This window comes from Gluconobacter cerinus (genome assembly GCF_002723935.1).
Lineage (GTDB): Bacteria > Pseudomonadota > Alphaproteobacteria > Acetobacterales > Acetobacteraceae > Gluconobacter > Gluconobacter cerinus.
Genome location: NZ_BEWM01000003.1, coordinates 286,665 through 305,343, shown reverse-complemented (window position 1 = coordinate 305,343; position 18,679 = coordinate 286,665). Strand labels below are relative to the sequence as shown.

At 56.1% G+C, this 18,679-nt stretch carries 15 protein-coding genes and 1 tRNA gene; 11 read left to right on the top strand and 5 right to left on the bottom strand.

The window, feature by feature from the left end:
• Positions 1–31 precede the first annotated feature (31 nt).
• The 3 genes from nrdR to thiL are packed head-to-tail and all read left to right on the top strand — an operon-like array spanning position 32 to position 1,965.
• Entirely contained in the window at positions 32–535 is a 504-nt protein-coding gene (gene nrdR / locus GCE01_RS08565; protein WP_046901522.1) for a transcriptional regulator NrdR, read from the top strand.
• Positions 532–1,014 carry a transcription antitermination factor NusB gene (gene nusB, locus GCE01_RS08560; RefSeq protein ID WP_046901521.1) on the top strand — a complete coding sequence of 161 codons (483 nt, stop codon included), beginning with the start codon at positions 532–534 and terminating at the stop codon, positions 1,012–1,014. The genes nrdR and nusB overlap by 4 nt, the downstream gene beginning before the upstream one ends.
• 3 nt (positions 1,015–1,017) lie before the next feature.
• Positions 1,018–1,965: a thiamine-phosphate kinase gene (gene thiL, locus GCE01_RS08555; protein ID WP_099212445.1), complete on the top strand. Its 948-nt coding sequence runs from the start codon at positions 1,018–1,020 to the stop codon at positions 1,963–1,965.
• A 21-nt stretch (positions 1,966–1,986) separates the two neighbouring features.
• Here thiL and GCE01_RS08550 read toward each other — a convergent pair whose 3' ends face one another.
• Complete coding sequence (locus GCE01_RS08550; protein WP_099212443.1) at positions 1,987–3,156, bottom strand: hypothetical protein; 1,170 nt, start codon at positions 3,154–3,156, stop codon at positions 1,987–1,989.
• 150 nt (positions 3,157–3,306) lie between these two features.
• On the opposite strand from GCE01_RS08550, the gene GCE01_RS08545 reads away from it, so the two are divergent.
• Positions 3,307–4,110, top strand: coding sequence for an SDR family NAD(P)-dependent oxidoreductase (locus tag GCE01_RS08545; RefSeq protein WP_174694823.1), 804 nt, complete (start codon positions 3,307–3,309; stop codon positions 4,108–4,110).
• A 93-nt stretch (positions 4,111–4,203) separates the two neighbouring features.
• A complete protein-coding gene (gene glk, locus GCE01_RS08540; RefSeq protein WP_046901518.1) occupies positions 4,204–5,172 on the top strand; it encodes a glucokinase in 969 nt (322 codons plus the stop codon).
• Between the two features lie 152 nt (positions 5,173–5,324).
• Here the strand turns inward: glk and GCE01_RS08535 are convergent.
• Positions 5,325–5,398: transfer RNA gene (locus tag GCE01_RS08535), tRNA-Cys, on the bottom strand.
• 153 nt (positions 5,399–5,551) lie between these two features.
• Between GCE01_RS08535 and GCE01_RS08530 the strand changes: the two genes are divergently transcribed.
• Genes GCE01_RS08530 through GCE01_RS08515 form a run of 4 tightly spaced genes read left to right on the top strand, consistent with a single transcriptional unit; the run spans position 5,552 to position 11,099 of the window.
• Positions 5,552–7,009 carry a TolC family outer membrane protein gene (locus GCE01_RS08530; RefSeq protein ID WP_099212441.1) on the top strand — a complete coding sequence of 486 codons (1,458 nt, stop codon included), beginning with the start codon at positions 5,552–5,554 and terminating at the stop codon, positions 7,007–7,009.
• A gap of 36 nt (positions 7,010–7,045) precedes the next feature.
• Positions 7,046–7,516: a DUF2497 domain-containing protein gene (locus GCE01_RS08525; protein ID WP_099212439.1), complete on the top strand. Its 471-nt coding sequence runs from the start codon at positions 7,046–7,048 to the stop codon at positions 7,514–7,516.
• 45 nt (positions 7,517–7,561) lie between these two features.
• Positions 7,562–10,228 carry a valine--tRNA ligase gene (locus tag GCE01_RS08520; RefSeq protein ID WP_099212437.1) on the top strand — a complete coding sequence of 889 codons (2,667 nt, stop codon included), beginning with the start codon at positions 7,562–7,564 and terminating at the stop codon, positions 10,226–10,228.
• Positions 10,185–11,099 (top strand): hypothetical protein, encoded by a 915-nt coding sequence (locus tag GCE01_RS08515; protein WP_244591135.1) that lies wholly within the window; start codon positions 10,185–10,187, stop codon positions 11,097–11,099. Before GCE01_RS08520 ends, GCE01_RS08515 begins: the two co-directional genes overlap by 44 nt.
• On the opposite strand, the gene ilvD is transcribed toward GCE01_RS08515, so the two are convergent.
• Entirely contained in the window at positions 11,077–12,933 is a 1,857-nt protein-coding gene (gene ilvD / locus GCE01_RS08510) for a dihydroxy-acid dehydratase (RefSeq protein WP_099212435.1), read from the bottom strand. The two genes, GCE01_RS08515 and ilvD, sit on opposite strands and share 23 nt — an antisense overlap.
• Positions 12,934–13,086: 153 nt before the next feature.
• Here ilvD and GCE01_RS08505 point away from each other — a divergent pair, with 153 nt between their 5' ends.
• Both GCE01_RS08505 and msrA read left to right on the top strand, forming a co-directional pair.
• Entirely contained in the window at positions 13,087–15,018 is a 1,932-nt protein-coding gene (locus tag GCE01_RS08505; RefSeq protein ID WP_064273462.1) for a CocE/NonD family hydrolase, read from the top strand.
• 50 nt (positions 15,019–15,068) lie between these two features.
• Positions 15,069–15,611, top strand: a complete 543-nt coding sequence (msrA, locus tag GCE01_RS08500) for a peptide-methionine (S)-S-oxide reductase MsrA (protein WP_099212433.1) — start codon at positions 15,069–15,071, stop codon at positions 15,609–15,611.
• Between the two features lie 37 nt (positions 15,612–15,648).
• On the opposite strand, the gene GCE01_RS08495 is transcribed toward msrA, so the two are convergent.
• Positions 15,649–16,962 carry an ABC transporter ATP-binding protein gene (locus GCE01_RS08495; RefSeq protein ID WP_099212431.1) on the bottom strand — a complete coding sequence of 438 codons (1,314 nt, stop codon included), beginning with the start codon at positions 16,960–16,962 and terminating at the stop codon, positions 15,649–15,651.
• A complete protein-coding gene (locus tag GCE01_RS08490) occupies positions 16,959–18,605 on the bottom strand; it encodes an ABC transporter permease subunit (protein WP_099212429.1) in 1,647 nt (548 codons plus the stop codon). The genes GCE01_RS08495 and GCE01_RS08490 overlap by 4 nt, the downstream gene beginning before the upstream one ends.
• Between the last annotated feature and the right edge of the window lie 74 nt (positions 18,606–18,679).

Genomic DNA, 18,679 nt, shown 5'->3' with positions numbered 1-18,679 from the left:
CCCGACAAGGCCCGAACGATCAGGACTGTTCATGCGTTGCCCTTTCTGCGGACACGACGACACTCAGGTAAAGGACAGCCGGTCCAGTGAAGACGGGACCGCGATCAGACGTCGGCGCGTCTGCTCGGTCTGCACACAGCGCTTCACAACTGTAGAGCGTGTCCAGCTTCGCGAGTTGAACGTTATCAAGGCAGATGGCCGGCGTGTCCCCTTCGATCGGGACAAGCTCAGCCGTTCGATCCGCGTCGCTTTGCGCAAACGCCCCGTTGAAGAAGAGCGACAGGAACGCCTGGTCAATGGGCTTGTCCGGCAGCTTGAAGCGTCCGGAGAGCAGGATATTTCTTCACATCGTATCGGCGAACTTGCGATGGACGCATTGCGCGAGGTGGACGGTGTGGCTTATGTCCGCTTCGCCAGCGTTTATCGCGACTTCCGCGAGGTCGAGGCTTTCTCGAAGATCCTCGCCGACATGAACCCCATAACCGGGGACGCAGACGCGTCTCCCGGAAAAAACGACTCCCAGGAGACACCATGACCGCATCAGACGCGCCCAACAGCCGACCAACGCGCCGCAGCCGGACAATTGCCCGTGTTGCAGCCGTTCAGGCTCTGTTCCAGTGCGAACAGTCCGGCGACAATGCGGAGACCGTTCTCGGCCAGTTTCTCCGTCACCGCCGCGTCAGCCCGACAGCATCCTTCGAAGACGGCCACATTCCTGATGCCGACCTGACTCTGATGCAGGAAATTGTTCGTGGCGTAACGCTCGATCAGGACAAGATCGACCACACGCTAAGTGATCTGCTGCCCGAGCAGTGGCCCATGACGCGCCTCGATCCCGTTCTTCGCGGACTGCTCCGGGCCGCAACATTCGAAATCGCTGATACCGATACACCCGACCGTATCGTGATCAATGAATATATGGATGTTGCGCACGGCTTTTTCTTCGGGGATGAGCCAAAGATGGTGAACGGCATTCTTGATGCCGTCAGCCGGCGCAACGAAAGCAACACCTGAAGCATGTCGGGCGAATTCAGTTTCATCGCCCGACATTTCCGGCAGCTCGCTGGCCCGGAAAGTCTCGACCTTCGAGACGACTGCGCGCTGATCTCCTGCCCCTCGGGGCAGGAGATGGCCATTTCTACCGACACTATGGTCGAGAACGTCCATTTTCTGACGGAAGATCCCCCTGAAACAGTGGGACGCAAGCTTCTCCGCTGCAATCTCTCAGATCTCGCCGCCATGGGCGCAGAGCCCTATGCCTACACCCTGAACGTCACCATCCCACATGCATCTCGCTACGATGACGTGTGGTTCAGTTCGTTTGCTGCGGGTTTGGCGGAGGATCAGAAGCTCTACGGCGTAACGCTGCTCGGGGGAGACACGACCTCGACGGCGGGTCCACTTGTTCTGTCTGCAACAGTTTTTGGACGGCTGAAAAAAGACACTGCTCTTCGCCGGAGCGGAGCCAAAGCTGGTGACAGCCTGTGGGTTACCGGAACAATCGGTGATGCCGCGCTTGGCCTGTTAGCCCTCCAAGGGAAAATTTCTGATCCAACAGGTTTCCTGTCAGAGAGATACCGTTTGCCCCGTCCACGAACGGGTTTGAACCTGAATGGGCTTGTGCATGCGGCGATGGATATTTCCGACGGCCTGATACAGGACTGCGGTCATATCGCGGCAGAATCCGGTGTGGCCATAGATATTTTGGCAGACACAGTTCCGGCGTCTTCGGCCGCCAATACCCTTGGGTCACAATGGCTCGAACAACGTCTCACAGGCGGCGATGATTACGAGCTTCTTTTAAGCTGTGCCCCTGAAAACGAGAGCATGCTGGTTCAGGCGTGCTCTCAAAGAAACGTGCCCGTCACTCGTATCGGGGCCATCCGCTCAGGAGCGGGAGTGCACGTTCTAAATGCCGAGGGACAGGTTATGGGAATACAAAAAAAAGGGTGGCAGCACTTCTAAAGCTGGCACCCCTTTCAGAGCTCAATCCTGGACTGAGCGTTCATACAGGCGATAACGCTTGTACGGATGCGGAACTACAGCTTCCGCCAAATTCTTCATTCTTGTGTCAGATTCCTGAATCCACCCAAGTTCTACCCAGGAATAGGGTAAAGAGCGCCCGCGACGCAGCAGTTCCGAGATTGCCAAAGAGGGCAGGAGGGAGCCCAGCATCGTACCCTGAAGCTTGCGCGTGACGCCCAACAGAATGACACGCGCAGAATGGAAGCGATGCAGTCCCAGACGGGCAGCAAGCTTGATCCAACCGAGCGGGGTAGGATCACCACCGAGATCGCCTGCAATATCGTAAAGATTGGGTACAACCAGAGCCATGGCCACCGGCTCACCGTCCTGATCAATCTGAACATAGTGCTCGGGTCTCAGCAGCGGCTTGAGCTGATTGATCATCGCCTTCATTTCGTAGTCCTGCAAAGGCACGAAATTGTACTTTCCACTCCAGGCATCGTTGTAGAGCGTCCGCAGGACTTCACCCTGCGCTGCGATCTGCTTCTTGGAAAGACGCGTCACGGAAATGGATCCGAGACGACCTTCCCCGATTTTCAAATCACCCGGAACGCGAAAGTTGGCCCTGTTTTCTTCCGTCAGATCGAAACGGTAGCTCAGAAGGTCTTCGCTTCGTTCGTAGCCAGCGCCTTCAACCAGCTGCCCCAGAAGTTTGGGGTGCCAGGGCATCGCAATCATGAGTGGCTGATCCTGCCCCTCGATCATGAGCCCGGATTCACCATTCCCGCTCAGCGTAACCGGACCACGCACGCGATCCATGCCCTGAAGGCGAAGCCAGTGACGGGCAGCACTCAGGAGAGCTGCAACAACGGACGCCTCCGGCACAGCATCCAGTGCGCCAAAAGACCCTGTTTTCTCACCCCAGAATTCAATCGCACGATGATCAACAATCGCAGCAATACGCCCGACAGGGGTGTCACCACGCCAAGCCAGAAAATAGCGAATGCTGGCATGACGGAAAATGGCAGCTTTCTTGGGGTTCAGAAGGTCATTCTGTTCCATGTCCAGTGGTGGAACAAACCCGGGCATTCCAGCGTAAATACGGCGGGGCAGGGTAATAAAGAGCTTCAAATGTGCCCGCGTCGTAACCGGACGGACTACTAGATCATCTTGCGGAGCGGGCGATGTCATAGGGTCGGGCCTTGCACCTCTGGTTGAAAAATTTTTCAGAGCTAATGGAGTAATATGCCTTAACAGCACAGGGTCGCATTTTTTCGCACCGGAAGGCTATACCCTCCCATTACCAATCCGACCATGACTTTCAACGTGGATATCTCTCGCATGGCAACCTTTCCGCTTTCCAGACGCGGCCCTCAGTCACGAATTCTGATCACCGGAGCCTCGAGCGGCATCGGTGAGGCACTCGCACTTCACTATGCGCGGGCAGGAACACATCTTGTTCTATGGGGCCGCAACCAAGAGCGACTGGATAAGGTCGCAGCGCAGGCCCAACGCCACGGCGCCACGACAGAAACTCTCGCTCTTGATCTGTGTGACACAGACGCGGCCCTTGTTGCCTTACGAAAAGCCGACGACGTCAGCCCGATTGATATTCTCGTTCTCGGTGCAGGGCTGGGAGACATCCGCCCGGAAAATGAACTCACGGAACTCCCGGAGCAGGTAAAAACCATTTCGCTCGTCAACTTCACGACGCCCGTGACCCTGGCCACCGAAATGGCACGGCGCATGGCTCCACGAGGAGGCGGAAATATCGCCCTCATCGGTTCTGTTGCTGCATTCCATGATCTTCCTGTCGCAACGGCCTATAGCGGCTCAAAAGCTGGCCTTGCCCGTTTCAGCACAGCGCTTCATGCCGCCATGACACCGCACAATGTACATGTGACGCTTGTCTCTCCGGGATATGTCGACACCCCCATGAGCCAGCGTCTGGAAGGGGCTCGACCGCTCCTGGTGTCCTCCACCAAAGCAGCGCGCCTCATCGCACGCGCCATCGGCCAAGGACGGGCGCATCTTCTGTTTCCATGGCCCTTCGCTCTGGCCCGACTTCTGGAGATGCTGGTGCCGCGGCCAATCGTTCATCGCCTGCTGCGTTCCGCCGAAGTGCGACAACGTGCTGCAAATTAAGAAAAGCCGCCTCTCACTAACTTGACGGCATGCTGCCGGTAGGCGACTGCTTCCACATTCAACAGATGCCAGACAGGCCAGAGGATAGTTGTCATGAGGGAAATCGTTGCGGTCGATATCGGCGGCACCCATGCCCGTTTTGCAATCGCAAGCATCGAAAACGGAACCGTCGCTGAACTGGGTGAAGCCGTCACCCTGAAATGCGCGGAACACGCAAGCCTGGCTCTGGCCTGGGAAGCTTTTGGCAGAACATTGGACCGCCCTTTACCCAGGGAAGCCGGGATTGCCGTAGCTTGTCCGGTTACAGGTGAAATCCTGAAGATGACCAATAATCCCTGGGTCATCCATCCGACGCAGCTTGCCAGCCGTCTGCATCTCGACAACTTCGTTCTGGTCAACGATTTCGGTGCCGTGGCTCATGCGGTCGCTCAGGTTGATTCATCATACATGAGACATCTGTGCGGCCCTGATGTGGACCTGCCATCGCAGGGAACCATCACGATTGTCGGTCCAGGCACAGGTCTGGGAGCAGCCTGCCTGCTACGCCGTGGAGAAAAATACTTTGTCATGGAGACCGAGGGCGGCCACCTCGACTACCCACCACTCGACGAAGTTGAGGACAACATCCTCAAGGCGCTCCGCCAGCGTTTCCGGCGCGTTTCAGCAGAACGCATCGTGTCTGGCCCCGGCCTGACCAACCTTTACGAAGTCATTGCTGAACAGCAGGGCCTGCCCATTACGCTACGCGATAACAGAACGCTCTGGCAGAACGCCATGGAAGGCTCCGACACGATTGCAGCCGCAGCTCTGGAGCGTTTCTGTCTGAGCCTTGGTGCCGTTTCTGGTGATCTGGCACTGGCACACGGCGCCCATGCCGTTGTGATTGCCGGCGGCCTAGGACTGCGCCTGGCGAATATTCTCGGTGAATCCGGCTTTGCCGAACGTTTCGTCGCAAAAGGGCGCTTTGAGACCATGATGAGCGAAATGCCTGTCAAAATCATCACGCATCCCCAGCCTGGCCTCTTTGGGGCAGCCGCAGCCTATGCAGAGGCTCACTCCTGACAGACTGAGCAAGACGGCTGGCTAACGCGACGCGATACACACAGCCAGCCGATCAAAAAAGCCAATGCTTTATTTGAAAATGGTAAAATCGAATTTCTGATTTTTAGAATATCAGGAAAAACGGCTATTTTCTGCGGGGGAAGTAGTCTCTCTGGAGGTCCGGGCGGGAATCGAACCCACATTCGCGGATTTGCAGTCCGCTACATCACCATTCTGCCACCGGACCTCGGAGGAGACAGGGGCTATATCGTCTTTCAGGACATTTTGGTCAAGAGAGATATTTCAGCCTCGATGAGGATTTTTCTTCTGAGAGGGATCAGGCTATTAAGGGCTGATTCACGAAACGCTGCGATACAGTGTTCAGATGGCAGGATATCTCATGACTTCAGGATGCAACGGCACAAAGGCTCTATCTGGTCCCTTGGGACTGGGTCTTCTGAGCTTTCTCCTGAGCGGAACAGCCCTGGCTCAGAAGTATGACGGGAGCGGGTCCCCGACCTTCGTCCCACATACTTTGCAGGAAGCTCTTTCCACTGCCTATCTGACAAACCCCACTCTCCGAGAGGAGCGTGCCCGCCTGCGTGCAACAGATGAGCAGGTTCCGACCGCAATGGCGGGCTGGCACCCGACCATCCAGACAACAATGAACCTGACCTACTACGACGGTCAGACCAACTATGCAGCCGGCAGCGGTAATCTGGGGACGAACCAGCGCTATCAGACGCCTGGATACAGCGGCGGTGTTAATATTACCCAGCCTTTGTATGAAGGCGGCAAAACTGTTGCTGGCATTCACGCAGCGACAAATCAGGTCATGGCTGAACGCGCCAAACTGATCTCGACAGAGCAGACAGTCTTCACAAATGTCGTCAATGCCTATGTAGGCGTCGTTCAGGACGAGCAGCTTTTGCAGCTCGCCATCAATAACGAGCGCGTTCTCCAGCAGCAGGTCCAGGCCACGCAAGAACGCTTCCACGTCGGCGAAATTACCAGAACTGACGTCGCTCAGGCGCAGGCAGCTCTTGCAAGCGCAACAGCGCAGCGACAGCAGGCGGAAGGAACTCTTCAGGGAGCACAGGCAACCTATATGCAGGTCGTGGGGATTGCCGCGCCTCCAAACATTGAAGCGCCACAGCCACTCAAGCTGCCCGTTCAAAGTGAGCGCGAAGTCGTGGCCCTTGCAGTTCAGAACAATCCAGACGTTGTGAATGCGCTCTTCACTGAAGCGCAGCAAAAAGACAATGTGTCTGTGCAGATCTCGGCGATTATGCCCAAGGTTTCCGCTGAGCTTGCCTTTCAGCACTCCATAAATCAGGGTTACAGCCGCTCTCTGACAGATAATAAATATGGAATGCTGGCCTTCCAGATTCCGATCTATCAGGGCGGTTCTGAATATTCTGCCATCCGCGGTGCACGCCAGCAGGCCCAGGCAGCCCATCGTGAAGTGGATGTGCAGCGCCGTACAGCCCTTCAGAAAGGAGCGGCGAGCTGGCAACAGATGGTTGCCTTCAAGCAATCCATCAACAGTGACCGCGTGGCCATTTCCGCCAACGTAATTGCGTTAGATGGTGTGGAACGTCAGGCTCTGGTCGGGACCAGCACAACACTGGCCGTTCTCCAGCAGCAGCAGACACTCCTGCAGGCCCAGCAGACACTGGTTCAGCACCTGTCTAACCTGGTCATCTCCTCGTATGCGGTGGCAGCGTCGATCGGAAGACTGACGGCATCTGACCTCAAGCTGGGTGTCCCGCTCTACGATGAAAAAGCCTATTACAATGCGGTCAAGAACAGACTGTGGGGCACGAGCGACTACGCGATCAATCAGCCTGGACGCTGATGCTTTTCCTGTAATGCTTAAGATGCCCCATACGTCATGACCTCTCCATCTCCGGAGCCGCAGCGTGGCTCCGCTGACGATACAATCGACACCGTCCTTAGCTCGATCCGCCGGATCCTGAAGGACGACAAGACTTTGAACAAAACAGTGGAGAGCACACTCGTGACGTCAGCTATTGAAAATGACGAACTGACCCTTGAACCATCCATGATGGTGTCGCCTGCAAAAACAGAGCACGGCAACTCCGCGCCGCAGGATGATCTCATGGGCGCACAAACCATTGCTGCTGCAGAGCACTCGCTCAATAACCTGCAGACCGCATTCAGCAATAACGGAAAATCAATCCCGTCCGATACCGTCGTGAGCGGAAGCAGCGGCATGACGATTGAAGACATGGTTCGCACTGAAGTGCGCTCCATGGTACGGACGTGGCTGGATGCTCACCTGCCTTCGCTTGTAGAAATTCTGGTGCGCGCCGAGATTGCGCGCCTGCGCCCGAATAACTGATTGCCTTCTTTTACCAACATTTGCCGCTGAACTTTCTGGATTATCATGCTCGAAAAAAGTTTTGTTCCCGCTGATCATGAAACGTCTCTCTACGAAAGCTGGGAGAACAACGGGGCTTTCCGTGCCGACCCGAGTGCACCGGGAACGCCATTTTCGATCATGTTTCCTCCACCAAATGTCACAGGGACACTGCATCTCGGCCATGCCCTGACATTTACGCTGCAGGACATTCTGATCCGCTGGAAGCGTCAGGAGGGCTGCAATGTCTTGTGGCAGCCAGGAACTGACCATGCTGGCATCGCCACGCAAATGGTTGTCGAACGCTCGCTGGATAAAGAAGGCGTCAGCAGAACCGCTTTAGGTCGTGAAGGCTTTCTTGAGCGGGTGTGGGAGTGGAAAGAGCAGTCCGGCGGGGAGATCGTCCAGCAGCTTCGCAAACTTGGTGCTTCGGCAGACTGGGACCGCGAACGCTTCACCATGGACGAGGGGCTTTCACGCGCCGTCCGCAAGGTCTTTGTACAGTTACACGAGGAAGGGATCATTTATCGTGATCGCCGCCTGGTAAACTGGGATCCGAACTTCCGTTCCGCGATTTCCGACCTTGAGGTTGAGAACCGTGAAACCAAGGGATCCATGTGGTACATCCGTTATCCACTTGGAGATGGACGTACGATAACGGTTGCAACCACGCGCCCTGAAACGATGCTGGCAGACGTTGCCGTTGCCGTTCACCCTGAAGATGAACGCTACGCCGACATGGTGGGCAAGTTTGTCACGCTCCCGCTAACGGGTCGCCGTATTCCTATTGTGGCAGATCTCTATTCCGACCCTGAAAAGGGAACAGGCGCCGTAAAAATTACGCCTGCTCACGACTTCAATGACTTTGAAGTGGGTAAAAGACACAATCTGTCTGCGCCCACGATGCTGGATGAGACAGCCCATATCTGGCTCGACGAAATCCGTGCCGAGTTGGCTGATGTCGACGGCCTGTCGTCAGTAGCGTTTGTGGAAGCGCTTGCTGGCCTAAGCCGGGAAGAAGGACGCAAGCGCATCGTCGCCGAACTCGAGCGTCTTGAGTGGCTTGAAAAAATTGAACCACATAAGCTTCAGGTTCCTTATGCCGAGCGCGGTGGCGCGGTTGTCGAACCGCGCCTGACCCTGCAGTGGTACTGCGATGCAAAAAAGCTTTCAGGCCCAGCAGTAGAGGCCGTGGAAAGTGGTAAAATCGTTTTTGAGCCCAGACAATGGCAGAACACGTTCTTCGCCTGGATGCGAGACATTCAGCCATGGTGCATCAGCCGCCAGCTCTGGTGGGGGCATCGTATTCCGGCCTGGTATGGCCCGGATGGCAGTGTTTATGTCGCTAATACAGAAGCTGAGGCCCAGGCCCAGGCCGGTGATGGCGTTCCACTGACGCAGGACGAAGATGTTCTCGACACGTGGTTCAGTTCCGGCCTCTGGCCTTTCACAACTCTCGGCTGGCCGGACAAGACGCCCGAGCTTGCGCACTATTACCCGACGAGCGTCCTCGTCACAGGCTTTGATATTATCTTCTTCTGGGTCGCCCGGATGATGATGATGGGCCTGCATTTCATGGACGACGTGCCTTTCCGAACGGTCCTGATCCACGGCCTTGTCAGGGACGAAAAAGGGCAAAAAATGTCCAAGTCCAAGGGGAATGGGCTGGACCCTCTGGACCTGATTGCAGAGTTTGGTGCTGATGCAACGCGTCTGGCAATCTGCGCGGGTACAGGTTCAGGCCGCGACATCAAGCTCGGTCGCAAGCGCGTTGAAGAGCATCGTGCATTCGTCACGAAACTCTGGAACGCGTCCCGTTTCCTTGAAATGAATGGCGCACAGCCCGTAGAGGGCTTCGATCCGGCGAACGTTCAAAGCAGTCTGGGGCGCTGGATCCTCTCGGAAGCCAACACCGCCATTGCGGATGCACAGCAGGCACTCTCGAACTATCGGTTCGATGAGTACGCTAACTGCTGCTATCGTTTCGTGTGGAGCTGCTTCTGTGACTGGTTCGTAGAGTTTTCCAAACCCGTTTTCGCGGCGGAAAATGACGAGACCATCGAACTTCGCGCGGTCAGTGCCCATGTTTTAGGACTGATTCTGCGCCTCATGCAGCCTGTGACACCATTTGTAACAGCTACACTTTGGAAAGAACTGGGCTATTCCGGTGACTTCACAGCAATTCGCTGGCCGGAAAAAATGCCGGTACAGAACGCAGAAGAAGCCCGTGCAGAACTGGATTGGGTCGTACGTCTGATCAGCGAACTTCGTACGCTTCGCTCTGAGATGAATATCCCCCCAGCGCAGAAAGCACCGCTGATTTTCCGCGATGTTTCGCCAGAAAACCTCACTCGTGCAAAAACATGGGCTGAAGCCATTGGCCGCATGGCACGCGTCTCGGACGTTGATGTTTTCCAAGGCGAAATTCCCAAAAACGCCGCTCAGATCGTTCTTGATGAAGCGACGATCTTTATCCCGCTGGAGGGTCTGATCGATCTCGATGCAGAACGGGGACGTCTTGCAAAAGAGATCAGCAAGAACGACAGTGAGATCATCAAGGTCCGTCGCAAACTGGACAACGCTGATTTTGTTGCACGTGCAAAGCCGGAAGTGGTTGAAGAAAACCGTCAGCGCCTTGAAACCTTCGAGCATGATCTCGAACGCCTCAAGGCTGCACTTGCGCGGCTTGGCTAAGCCTCCCAAGCTTTTCCTGATTGCCCTGGCAATGATGCTTTCACAGACATCAGTTGCCAGGGCCACAGAGCTTCCTGTCGGACCCAGCTCCCAGAAAGCCATTCTGTATGGTCGGTCGCTGGATATTGACGCGTTTCGACCTTCCGGCTGTCGTTTACGAGCTATCCTGTTCGTGTTGGCGGCAAAAGACCGTGATAACGAGGCATACCGCGATCAAAGCATCCCGCTTGCACGCGCTGTTTGCGGGGTGGTCTTTTCACCGTCGTTTCCTCTGAAGCAGTTTCCAACCTGGCAATATCAGCGCGGCGGTTTTCCTGTACGTCAGGACGAAATCCCGGCTGCGACACTGATCAAGCCCATGGAACAATGGGCATGGGAGGAAACCCAGCAGCCAGATCTTCCCATTATTCTGATTGGCCACTCAGCTGGCGCGCAGTTTCTGGACCGCGTGGCGGCATATGCTCCGGCAAATGAGGTCGAAATTATCCTCATGAACCCGGCAACATACGTGGAGCCAGAGACTGACAGTCCAGTCCCTTATGGGTTCAATGGTTGGCCGGAGAATACCCAGCAGCAATCCATCAAGCGTTATTTGGCTGAACATCTCACCATCCTGCTTGGTTCGGACGATGTGGAAACTACTCTCGAGGCAGGCCGCATTGCCCAAGCCATGGGACAAGGCCGCAATCGCCTGGAGAGAGGGCAGTGGGCCTATGCCCAAGCCAGAGAAGAAGCCTACAGGCTTGATGTCCCTTTTAACTGGGACATCGATATCGTGCCCAACACGGGGCATGACGGACCAAAAATGCTGGCCTCTCCCGAGTTGAGAGAGGCCGTAGAGCGCGTGATCAGCCGCGTGTCTTCACAATAATCTGAGACAGATCACGAACAGCACCGTTGGCAGCGCTTGTTGTCATCGCCGCGTAAGCCTGCAGGGCGCGGGATACGACACGCGTACGGTTCGGCTTCCAGGCATTTTCGCCACGGCCATTCATGGCTTCACGACGGCTCGAGATTTCCGCATCTGAAATATCAAGACGCATCGTCCGGTTTGGAATGTCGATCACGATGCGATCACCATCTTCTACCAAGCCGATCACACCACCTTCAGCAGCCTCCGGCGAGACATGCCCAATGGAGAGGCCTGAGCTACCACCCGAGAAACGGCCATCCGTCACCAGAGCGCAGACTTCAGCCAACCCTTTGGATTTCAGATAGCTGGTCGGGTACAGCATTTCCTGCATCCCTGGACCACCGCGCGGCCCCTCGTAGCGGATAACAACGACATCGCCAGCAACGATCTTGTTCCCAAGAACAGCGGCAACAGCATCGTCCTGACTTTCAAACACGCGAGCCGTACCCGTGAAGGTCAGAATGTCTTTGGCTACGCTGGCGGTTTTCACAATCGCGCCGTCTTCCGCGAGGTTGCCGTACAGAACGGCCAGCCCACCATCCTGCGAGAAGGCATGAGCACGGCTTCGCAGGACGCCCTTCTCACGATCCGTATCCAGTTCATGGTACTGGCTGGACTGTGAGAAGGCATGCACGGTGCGCACTCCACCAGGAGCGGCCTTGAACATTTTAACCGCTTCTTCGCCACCATTCATGATGTCCCACTTCTGAAGGGCATCAGCCAATGTGGGAGCATGAACGGTTGGAAGAGATGTTTGCAGCAGACCTGCGCGATCGAGTTCGCCCAGAATGGCTGGAACACCACCTGCACGATGCACGTCTTCCATGTGAACGTCTGCTTTGGCAGGCGCGACTTTGCAAAGATGCGGCACCTTGCGGGACAGACGATCAATGTCTGCCATGTGGAAATCCACTTCACCTTCACGGGCAGCAGCCAGCAGATGCAATACGGTATTCGTTGATCCACCCATGGCAATATCCAGCGCCATGGCATTTTCAAACGCACTCCGGGTTGCGATGCTCCGCGGCAGCACAGAGGCATCGTCCTGCTCATACCAGCGACGTGCCAGCTCAACTGAGAGACGACCGGCCCTCAGGAACAGATCGCGACGGTCAGCGTGGGTTGCCAGCAGAGACCCGTTACCAGGCAGCGCAAGGCCCAGCGCTTCCACAAGGCAATTCATGGAATTGGCCGTAAACATGCCGGAGCATGAGCCACAGGTCGGGCAGGCTGAGCGCTCGATCTGTTCAGATTCACTGTCCGTCACGTTCGGGTTCGCCGCAGCAACCATCGAATCTACGAGGTCCAGCTTACGCTCAACACCTGGGCCATTGAGCTTGCCCGCTTCCATGGGGCCACCAGACACGAACACAACAGGAATGTTCAGTCGCAGGGAGGCCATCAGCATACCTGGCGTGATCTTGTCGCAGTTGCTGATGCAGACGATGGCATCCGCACAGTGCGCGTTCACCATATACTCAACGGAGTCAGCAATCAGCTCTCGTGAGGGCAGGGAATACAGCATTCCGCCGTGTCCCATGGCGATGCCGTCGTCCACAGCGATCGTGTTGAATTCTTTAGCGACGCCACCGGCTTCCTCAATGGCGGAAGCTACGAGAGAGCCCATATCTTTCAGATGCACATGCCCGGGAACAAACTGGGTAAAAGAGTTGGCAATCGCGATAATAGGCTTTCCGAAGTCACCGTCCTTCATCCCCGTTGCGCGCCAGAGCGCACGCGCGCCAGCCATGTTGCGGCCATGGGTCGTAGTGCGGGAACGATAGGCAGGCATCAGAACAGAACTTTCATAACAGAAGGAGCCATGCTCCATAGCGAATCAAACAAAAAAAGACCAGCGCAGGAAAGATATGAAAAGCATTCTCTCCCGCTCTTGCTAGATGGGAACACACAAGGCCAAAATCCATCCAAAGATCAGGAGCCTTTTGTGAAACGTTATCTTCTCAGCCTTGGAACGGCTCTTTCCATTGCCTGTATCCCTGCCGCACTGGCTGCCCCGGCATCTGCTGGACCCGCCGTAACGCCAGACATGATCCAGACCGGAAACGACATTCCAGCTCATGCCGCCCTGCCAACTGATCAGCAGGACTACATCAAGCGTGACATCATGATTCCCATGCGGGACGGAGTGAAGCTCCATACCGTGATTGTCATTCCCAAGGGAGCAAAAAACGCACCAATCCTGCTCACGCGCACACCATATCATGCCAGTGAGCGCCTGAACCGAATTCCCAACGCGCCAACCATGCGTGAAATTTGCCCTCAGGGCGATGGGGTCTTCGTCGAGGAAGGATATATCCGCGTTTTCCAAGATATTCGTGGAAAGTACGGGTCTCAGGGCGACTACATCATGACCCGCCCGCCGATCGGGCCCCTCAACCCAACCAAGACAGACGATACCACCGATGCGTGGGACACGATCGACTGGCTCGTGAAAAACCTTCCCGAAAGCAATGGCCGCGTTGGCATGACTGGCTCTTCGTATGAAGGCTGGACCGTTGTGATGGCGTTGCTGGACCCGCATCCAGCCCTCAAAGTGGCCGCTCCGGAAAGCCCGATGGTGGATGGCTGGATGGGTGACGACTGGTTCCACTACGGCGCGTTCCGTCAGCCTGGCCTCGACTATTTCACCATGCAGATGAGCGAAGCCGGCGAGGGGCCGACAATTCCTCGCGCAGATGCCGACGATTACACCAATTTCCTGCAGGCTGGCTCAACGGGGGCATTTGCAACCAAAGCAGGGCTGAACCAGTATCCGTGGTGGAACCGCCTGAAAGCACACCCATCCTACGATGCGTTTTGGCAGGAACAGGCGCTTGACCAGATCCTGGTCCGTAAGCCTTTGAAGGTCCCGACAATCTGGGAACAGGGCCTGTGGGATCAGGAAGACATGTGGGGCGCGATCCATTCCTGGATGAACCTCAAGGCTCACCACACACAGGTCCCGAATGTTCTCGTTATGGGACCATGGCGCCATAGTGGCGTCAATTATGATGGATCGACGCTGGGTCCACTGCACTTTGAAGGTGACACGGCCCTTTGGTACCGCTCCAACGTCATGCGGCCATTCTTCGATCACTATCTGAAAGATGGCGCTGACCCGCATCTTGATGAAGCGATTATCTACAACACGGGCGAAAACCACTGGGATCATTTCCGCAACTGGCTCGCAGAGTGTGACACGACCTGCATGATGCGTGGAGAGCGTCTGTATCTTCAGCCTGACCACGGCCTGTCATTCAAGCGGACGCTCCCCGGCACGGATGCTTATATCTCTGATCCTGCGCATCCTGTTCCTTTCATGCCGCGCCCCTACAACGCAGGGGATTCCCGCTGGAAAGCATGGCTTGTTACGGACCAGCGCTTTGCCGAGAGCCGCCCGGACGTTCTGACTTACGAAACTCCCGTTCTGGACGCGCCTGTGCGCGTGTCAGGTGTCCCGACCGCCGATATTTTTGCTTCCACGACCGGCACGGACGCCGACTGGGTTGTAAAAATCATCGACGTACAGCCTGGCGTTACGCCGGATCGTCCGGAAATGGGCGGGTATGAGCTTCCAGTTTCGATGGACATCTTCCGTGGGCGCTATCGCAATGACTTCGCGCACCCATCGGCCATACCCGCAGGACAGATTCAGGAATACAAGTTCACGCTGCCGGCGGTGAACCATGTTTTCCAGAAGGGCCATCGGATTCAAATCCAGATCCAGTCCAGCTGGTTCCCGCTTTATGACCGCAACCCTCAGAGCTTCGTTCAGAATATCTTCGACGCGAAAGCATCGGACTATCACTCTGCAACCCAGACTATTCATCGCGGTGGTAATGCTGCCAGCGCAATCTGGTTACCAGTGGTGAAATAAGGAAGAGGCCTCCCCATATGAAGAGGCTATCGTCTCAGGAGACTCAGTTTATGAGTGCACACTCTTCCATTCTTCTTGGTGCAGGCTGTTTCTGGTGCGTGGAAGCCGTCTATACCGGCCTGCGCGGCATTATCTCGGCAGACCCGGGCTATGCAGGCGGTCATGTCGATAATCCGTCCTACGAAGCTGTTTGCACCGGGAACACCGGACATGCAGAGGTCGTGAAGGTCGTGTTTGATCCAGCGGAAATTTCTCTGGCAGATGTCCTGCGGGTCTTTTTCACGACCCATGACCCCACGCAGTTCAATCGGCAGGGCAATGATGTCGGGACGCAGTATCGCTCTGTTATTTTCGGAGATGCCGACCAACAGCGTGTTGCACAGGAGGTAAAGGCCGAGATCACTGCAGAGCAAATCTGGCCCGCACCGATTGTCACGTCTATTGAAGGCCCGGCGCATTTCTGGCGCGCCGAGGAAAAGCACCTCGACTATTTCGCCCGCAATCCGGAAACGGCCTATTGTGCGGCTGTTGTCGCGCCCAAGGTTGCCAAGGCACGCAAGCTATACCGGGACCGTCTTAAGACACCGGCCTGAAGGGTTTTCTGCTTCTGCTGAAGGGCAGAAGCAGATCCTATTCTTCCGTTTCCAGATGGAAGCGGTCTGACTCTTCATCATAATCGAACAGTTCGGCATATCGTGCCCAGCCGATAGCTGTTGTCAGTGTCTGCTGGGCATAATCGGGAGACATGTTCTCTTCGAGAGCTTTGCGGAAGCGATTGGCATCCACCACATGGTTCGGCCGCTCATCCAACGTGCTTCGAATGACGCGAAGGAGCGGCAGATAATGCAGGAGCGCCGTGCGCATAATATCCCTGCGGGCATCGGCGTCCCCCTCGACGAATGATCGCCCATCATCCGTGAGAAGAATGTCTCCATCTTCCAGTTCTGCAAGATCAAGCAGTTGCAGGGACTCTCCCAGCGGCAGAAGATCATCGAGCGTCATCTGCAAACGCTGACCAAGTTCCGGTAGATCAGCGCGTCCTGAAAGCGGCTCTCCGCTCAGAACCTCCATAAGGCCAACCAACACTTCAATCTGAAGGTCCGGCAATACAATGGACAGAGGCGGCAACGCAGCAGCCGACACACCGACCGTAGTATCGACTTCCGAGACGATCGGCGCACGTCGTGTCATGAGGGTGTAGATCTGGTCCACGAAACTCCGAAAATCAGCGCCCTCCCGATTCCGCGGATGGGGAAACGGAACGGAAATTTCGTGCGTCACCCGTCCTGGGCTGGACGAGAAAATTAGGATCCGGTCACACATCAGCACGGCTTCTTCAATGCCATGCGTCGCGAGTATCATCGCATTGAGCGAGGAGAGGCGTTTCTCAGCCCAGAGTTCAATCAGGTCTGTTCTTAGATTTTCCGCACTCAGAACATCAAGGGCAGAAAAAGGCTCATCCAGCATGAGAAGAGAAGGTTGAAGCGCCAGTGCTCGTGCAAACGAGGCACGTTGGCTGAGGGCTTCAGACAACTCCTTGGGATAGGCGTTTTCGTATCCCTCAAGCCCCATGACCTCAATCGCGGCACTGGCACGCGTTTCCCGCTCAGAACGGGATAAGCGCTGCGCTTCCAGCCCCAGCAACACATTCTGTCGAAGGGTCAGCCATGGAAACATTGCCCCCGACTGAAAAACTGTCGCCACCTTTTCCAGTGGGCCAGCTACCGGCTTGCCTTCCCAATAGACCTTTCCCTCTACAGGAGGCGTTTGTCCGGACATAATCCGCAGGAGGGAAGACTTTCCGGAACCAGACCGGCCAAGAAGCCCAAGGATTTCACCAGGACGCACATCGAAACTGACCTGATCAAGCACCACAAGATCAGCATTGCTGTCCTTCTGGTAAATCTGGCGACAGTCCTGAAGGCTAAGCAGGGAATAGATCATCGGATTGCATATTTCTGTGCGGCGTAAACCGCGAGGGGCTGAAGGACAAGACGATCAAGCAGCATGGAAAGAAGCGTGAGAAGCATAAGAATAACGATCTGTGCGCCGATTTGCCCCTGAAGCATATCGGCCAGCAGCGTCGCACCCAGTCCGCTATCAGAAGGCACAAACGCCTCAGCCACCATCACGGCATCCCAGATCGGAACAGCGGCCAAAAGCAGGCCTCCACACAGATCAGGTGCAATTGCTGGTAAGATCAGACGCTTCCACAGCAGAACGCCTTTAAGCCGCAGTCCGCGCGCAACCTGCCTGAACGGCGCCGGAATAGCCTGAATGGCATCCAGTACCGTCCCACCCGTGAGCCAATGCGCACCAAGGAACAGAAGAACAGCGGTGGGAACGACATCCAGCCCACGGAAGGCAGGATAAAGAAGAACGGCCGGGAAAAGCGAGCCTGCCAGAATAATCATCCTACTGCCCCGAAAAATACCGGCTCCAGCATCAAAGAAAAATAGAGCCAGCGGTAACCAGAGCACGATGCAGAGGATAAGAGCCCCGCAAACATGCAGAAGCGTCAAAACACTCTCAAGCACATCATACGGCAAACGTGTCGCCAGATGGCTCTGCGCAACGGCGACACCCAGAAAGATCAGGGAGGCCACGGGAATAAGCCAGCCAGGCACCGGCAGGGATTTCGGGGAGGAAGGTTGAACGTAACGCATCGTCCGGCCGATCCGGCAGTTACCAACCCCGCTAATGAGCGTGTGCAAGCTCACGCTAACACCATTCAGTAGACCTGTTTCTCTCCAGAACTGAAGCATCCAGGAGTGCGTACGTTTTTTTTGTGGCTGAGGACCATCCAGCCTGTACCGCTGCGCCCATCCGGTCATAGGCCTGATCAGACACTGGTCCATGATTACGATCAGAAGAACCGCGCAGACACCAGCCTCCAGAAACCAGCTCAGATGATGGGTTTCAAGCGCCACCAGTGCCTGCGCCCCGCACCCTCCGACGTCACGCCGCATCAGAAGAGTCATAAGACCCTCCACACACAGCAGGCGAAACCATAACCCCGGAATGGCCTGCACAGCGCGGAACGTCACCAGAGGGATGGCAACCGGAACCTGCAACCGCCAAAAGTGCTGCCAGCCCGTCATACGCAGGCCTGTGGCGACTTCTTCAAGCTCGGCTGGAAGCGTGTCCTGGGCATCGAGAAGAGCCGTTAGAACACGCCAGATCATATTGAAGGCCGCTGCCGCTACAATCACGACAAAGGGAGGAAAAAATAGAAGTAATAGCCCCGTCAGGCCAAGCCCCGGAACAGCGCGCGCAACAGAGAGTGCAGGCACCAGAATACTGCGAAACCGTGGAAACTGCCGCGCCGTACCTGCCAGCACGAGCGACACCACAACGACTGTCGTCAGAGCCAGCGCCGCGTGGAAAACAGTCCAGACGACTTCCTGCCAGATCGGGAATGCTGGCTTGAGTGGCAAGGGCAGGGTGCCTGGCACCCAGACTGCGCTCTTCAGAAAGAAAAGGCACAGACCCGTCATGGCAAACAGAATTGATAACTCTACGCCACTCATACGCTGTCGCCAGCGATGCATGACGCGAATGGGCATGGCCAGCGGGCTGCCCGTCATGATGACTGTTGTCCTCCCGGTTTCATGATGACCGAGAGTAAGGAAGGTTCTTCCGGAGGCTCAAGTGTTTTCTG

Coding starts and splice junctions, on each gene's coding strand:
- GCE01_RS08515 (WP_244591135.1), top strand. CDS start 10,185: ATGATCTCGAACGCCTCAAGGCTGCACTTGCGCGGCTTGGCTAAGCCT.
- GCE01_RS08530 (WP_099212441.1), top strand. CDS start 5,552: ATGACTTCAGGATGCAACGGCACAAAGGCTCTATCTGGTCCCTTGGGA.
- GCE01_RS08525 (WP_099212439.1), top strand. CDS start 7,046: ATGACCTCTCCATCTCCGGAGCCGCAGCGTGGCTCCGCTGACGATACA.
- ilvD (WP_099212435.1), bottom strand. CDS start 12,933: ATGCCTGCCTATCGTTCCCGCACTACGACCCATGGCCGCAACATGGCT.
- msrA (WP_099212433.1), top strand. CDS start 15,069: ATGAGTGCACACTCTTCCATTCTTCTTGGTGCAGGCTGTTTCTGGTGC.
- nusB (WP_046901521.1), top strand. CDS start 532: ATGACCGCATCAGACGCGCCCAACAGCCGACCAACGCGCCGCAGCCGG.
- GCE01_RS08520 (WP_099212437.1), top strand. CDS start 7,562: ATGCTCGAAAAAAGTTTTGTTCCCGCTGATCATGAAACGTCTCTCTAC.
- GCE01_RS08545 (WP_174694823.1), top strand. CDS start 3,307: ATGGCAACCTTTCCGCTTTCCAGACGCGGCCCTCAGTCACGAATTCTG.
- nrdR (WP_046901522.1), top strand. CDS start 32: ATGCGTTGCCCTTTCTGCGGACACGACGACACTCAGGTAAAGGACAGC.
- thiL (WP_099212445.1), top strand. CDS start 1,018: ATGTCGGGCGAATTCAGTTTCATCGCCCGACATTTCCGGCAGCTCGCT.
- glk (WP_046901518.1), top strand. CDS start 4,204: ATGAGGGAAATCGTTGCGGTCGATATCGGCGGCACCCATGCCCGTTTT.
- GCE01_RS08550 (WP_099212443.1), bottom strand. CDS start 3,156: ATGACATCGCCCGCTCCGCAAGATGATCTAGTAGTCCGTCCGGTTACG.
- GCE01_RS08490 (WP_099212429.1), bottom strand. CDS start 18,605: ATGACGGGCAGCCCGCTGGCCATGCCCATTCGCGTCATGCATCGCTGG.
- GCE01_RS08495 (WP_099212431.1), bottom strand. CDS start 16,962: ATGATCTATTCCCTGCTTAGCCTTCAGGACTGTCGCCAGATTTACCAG.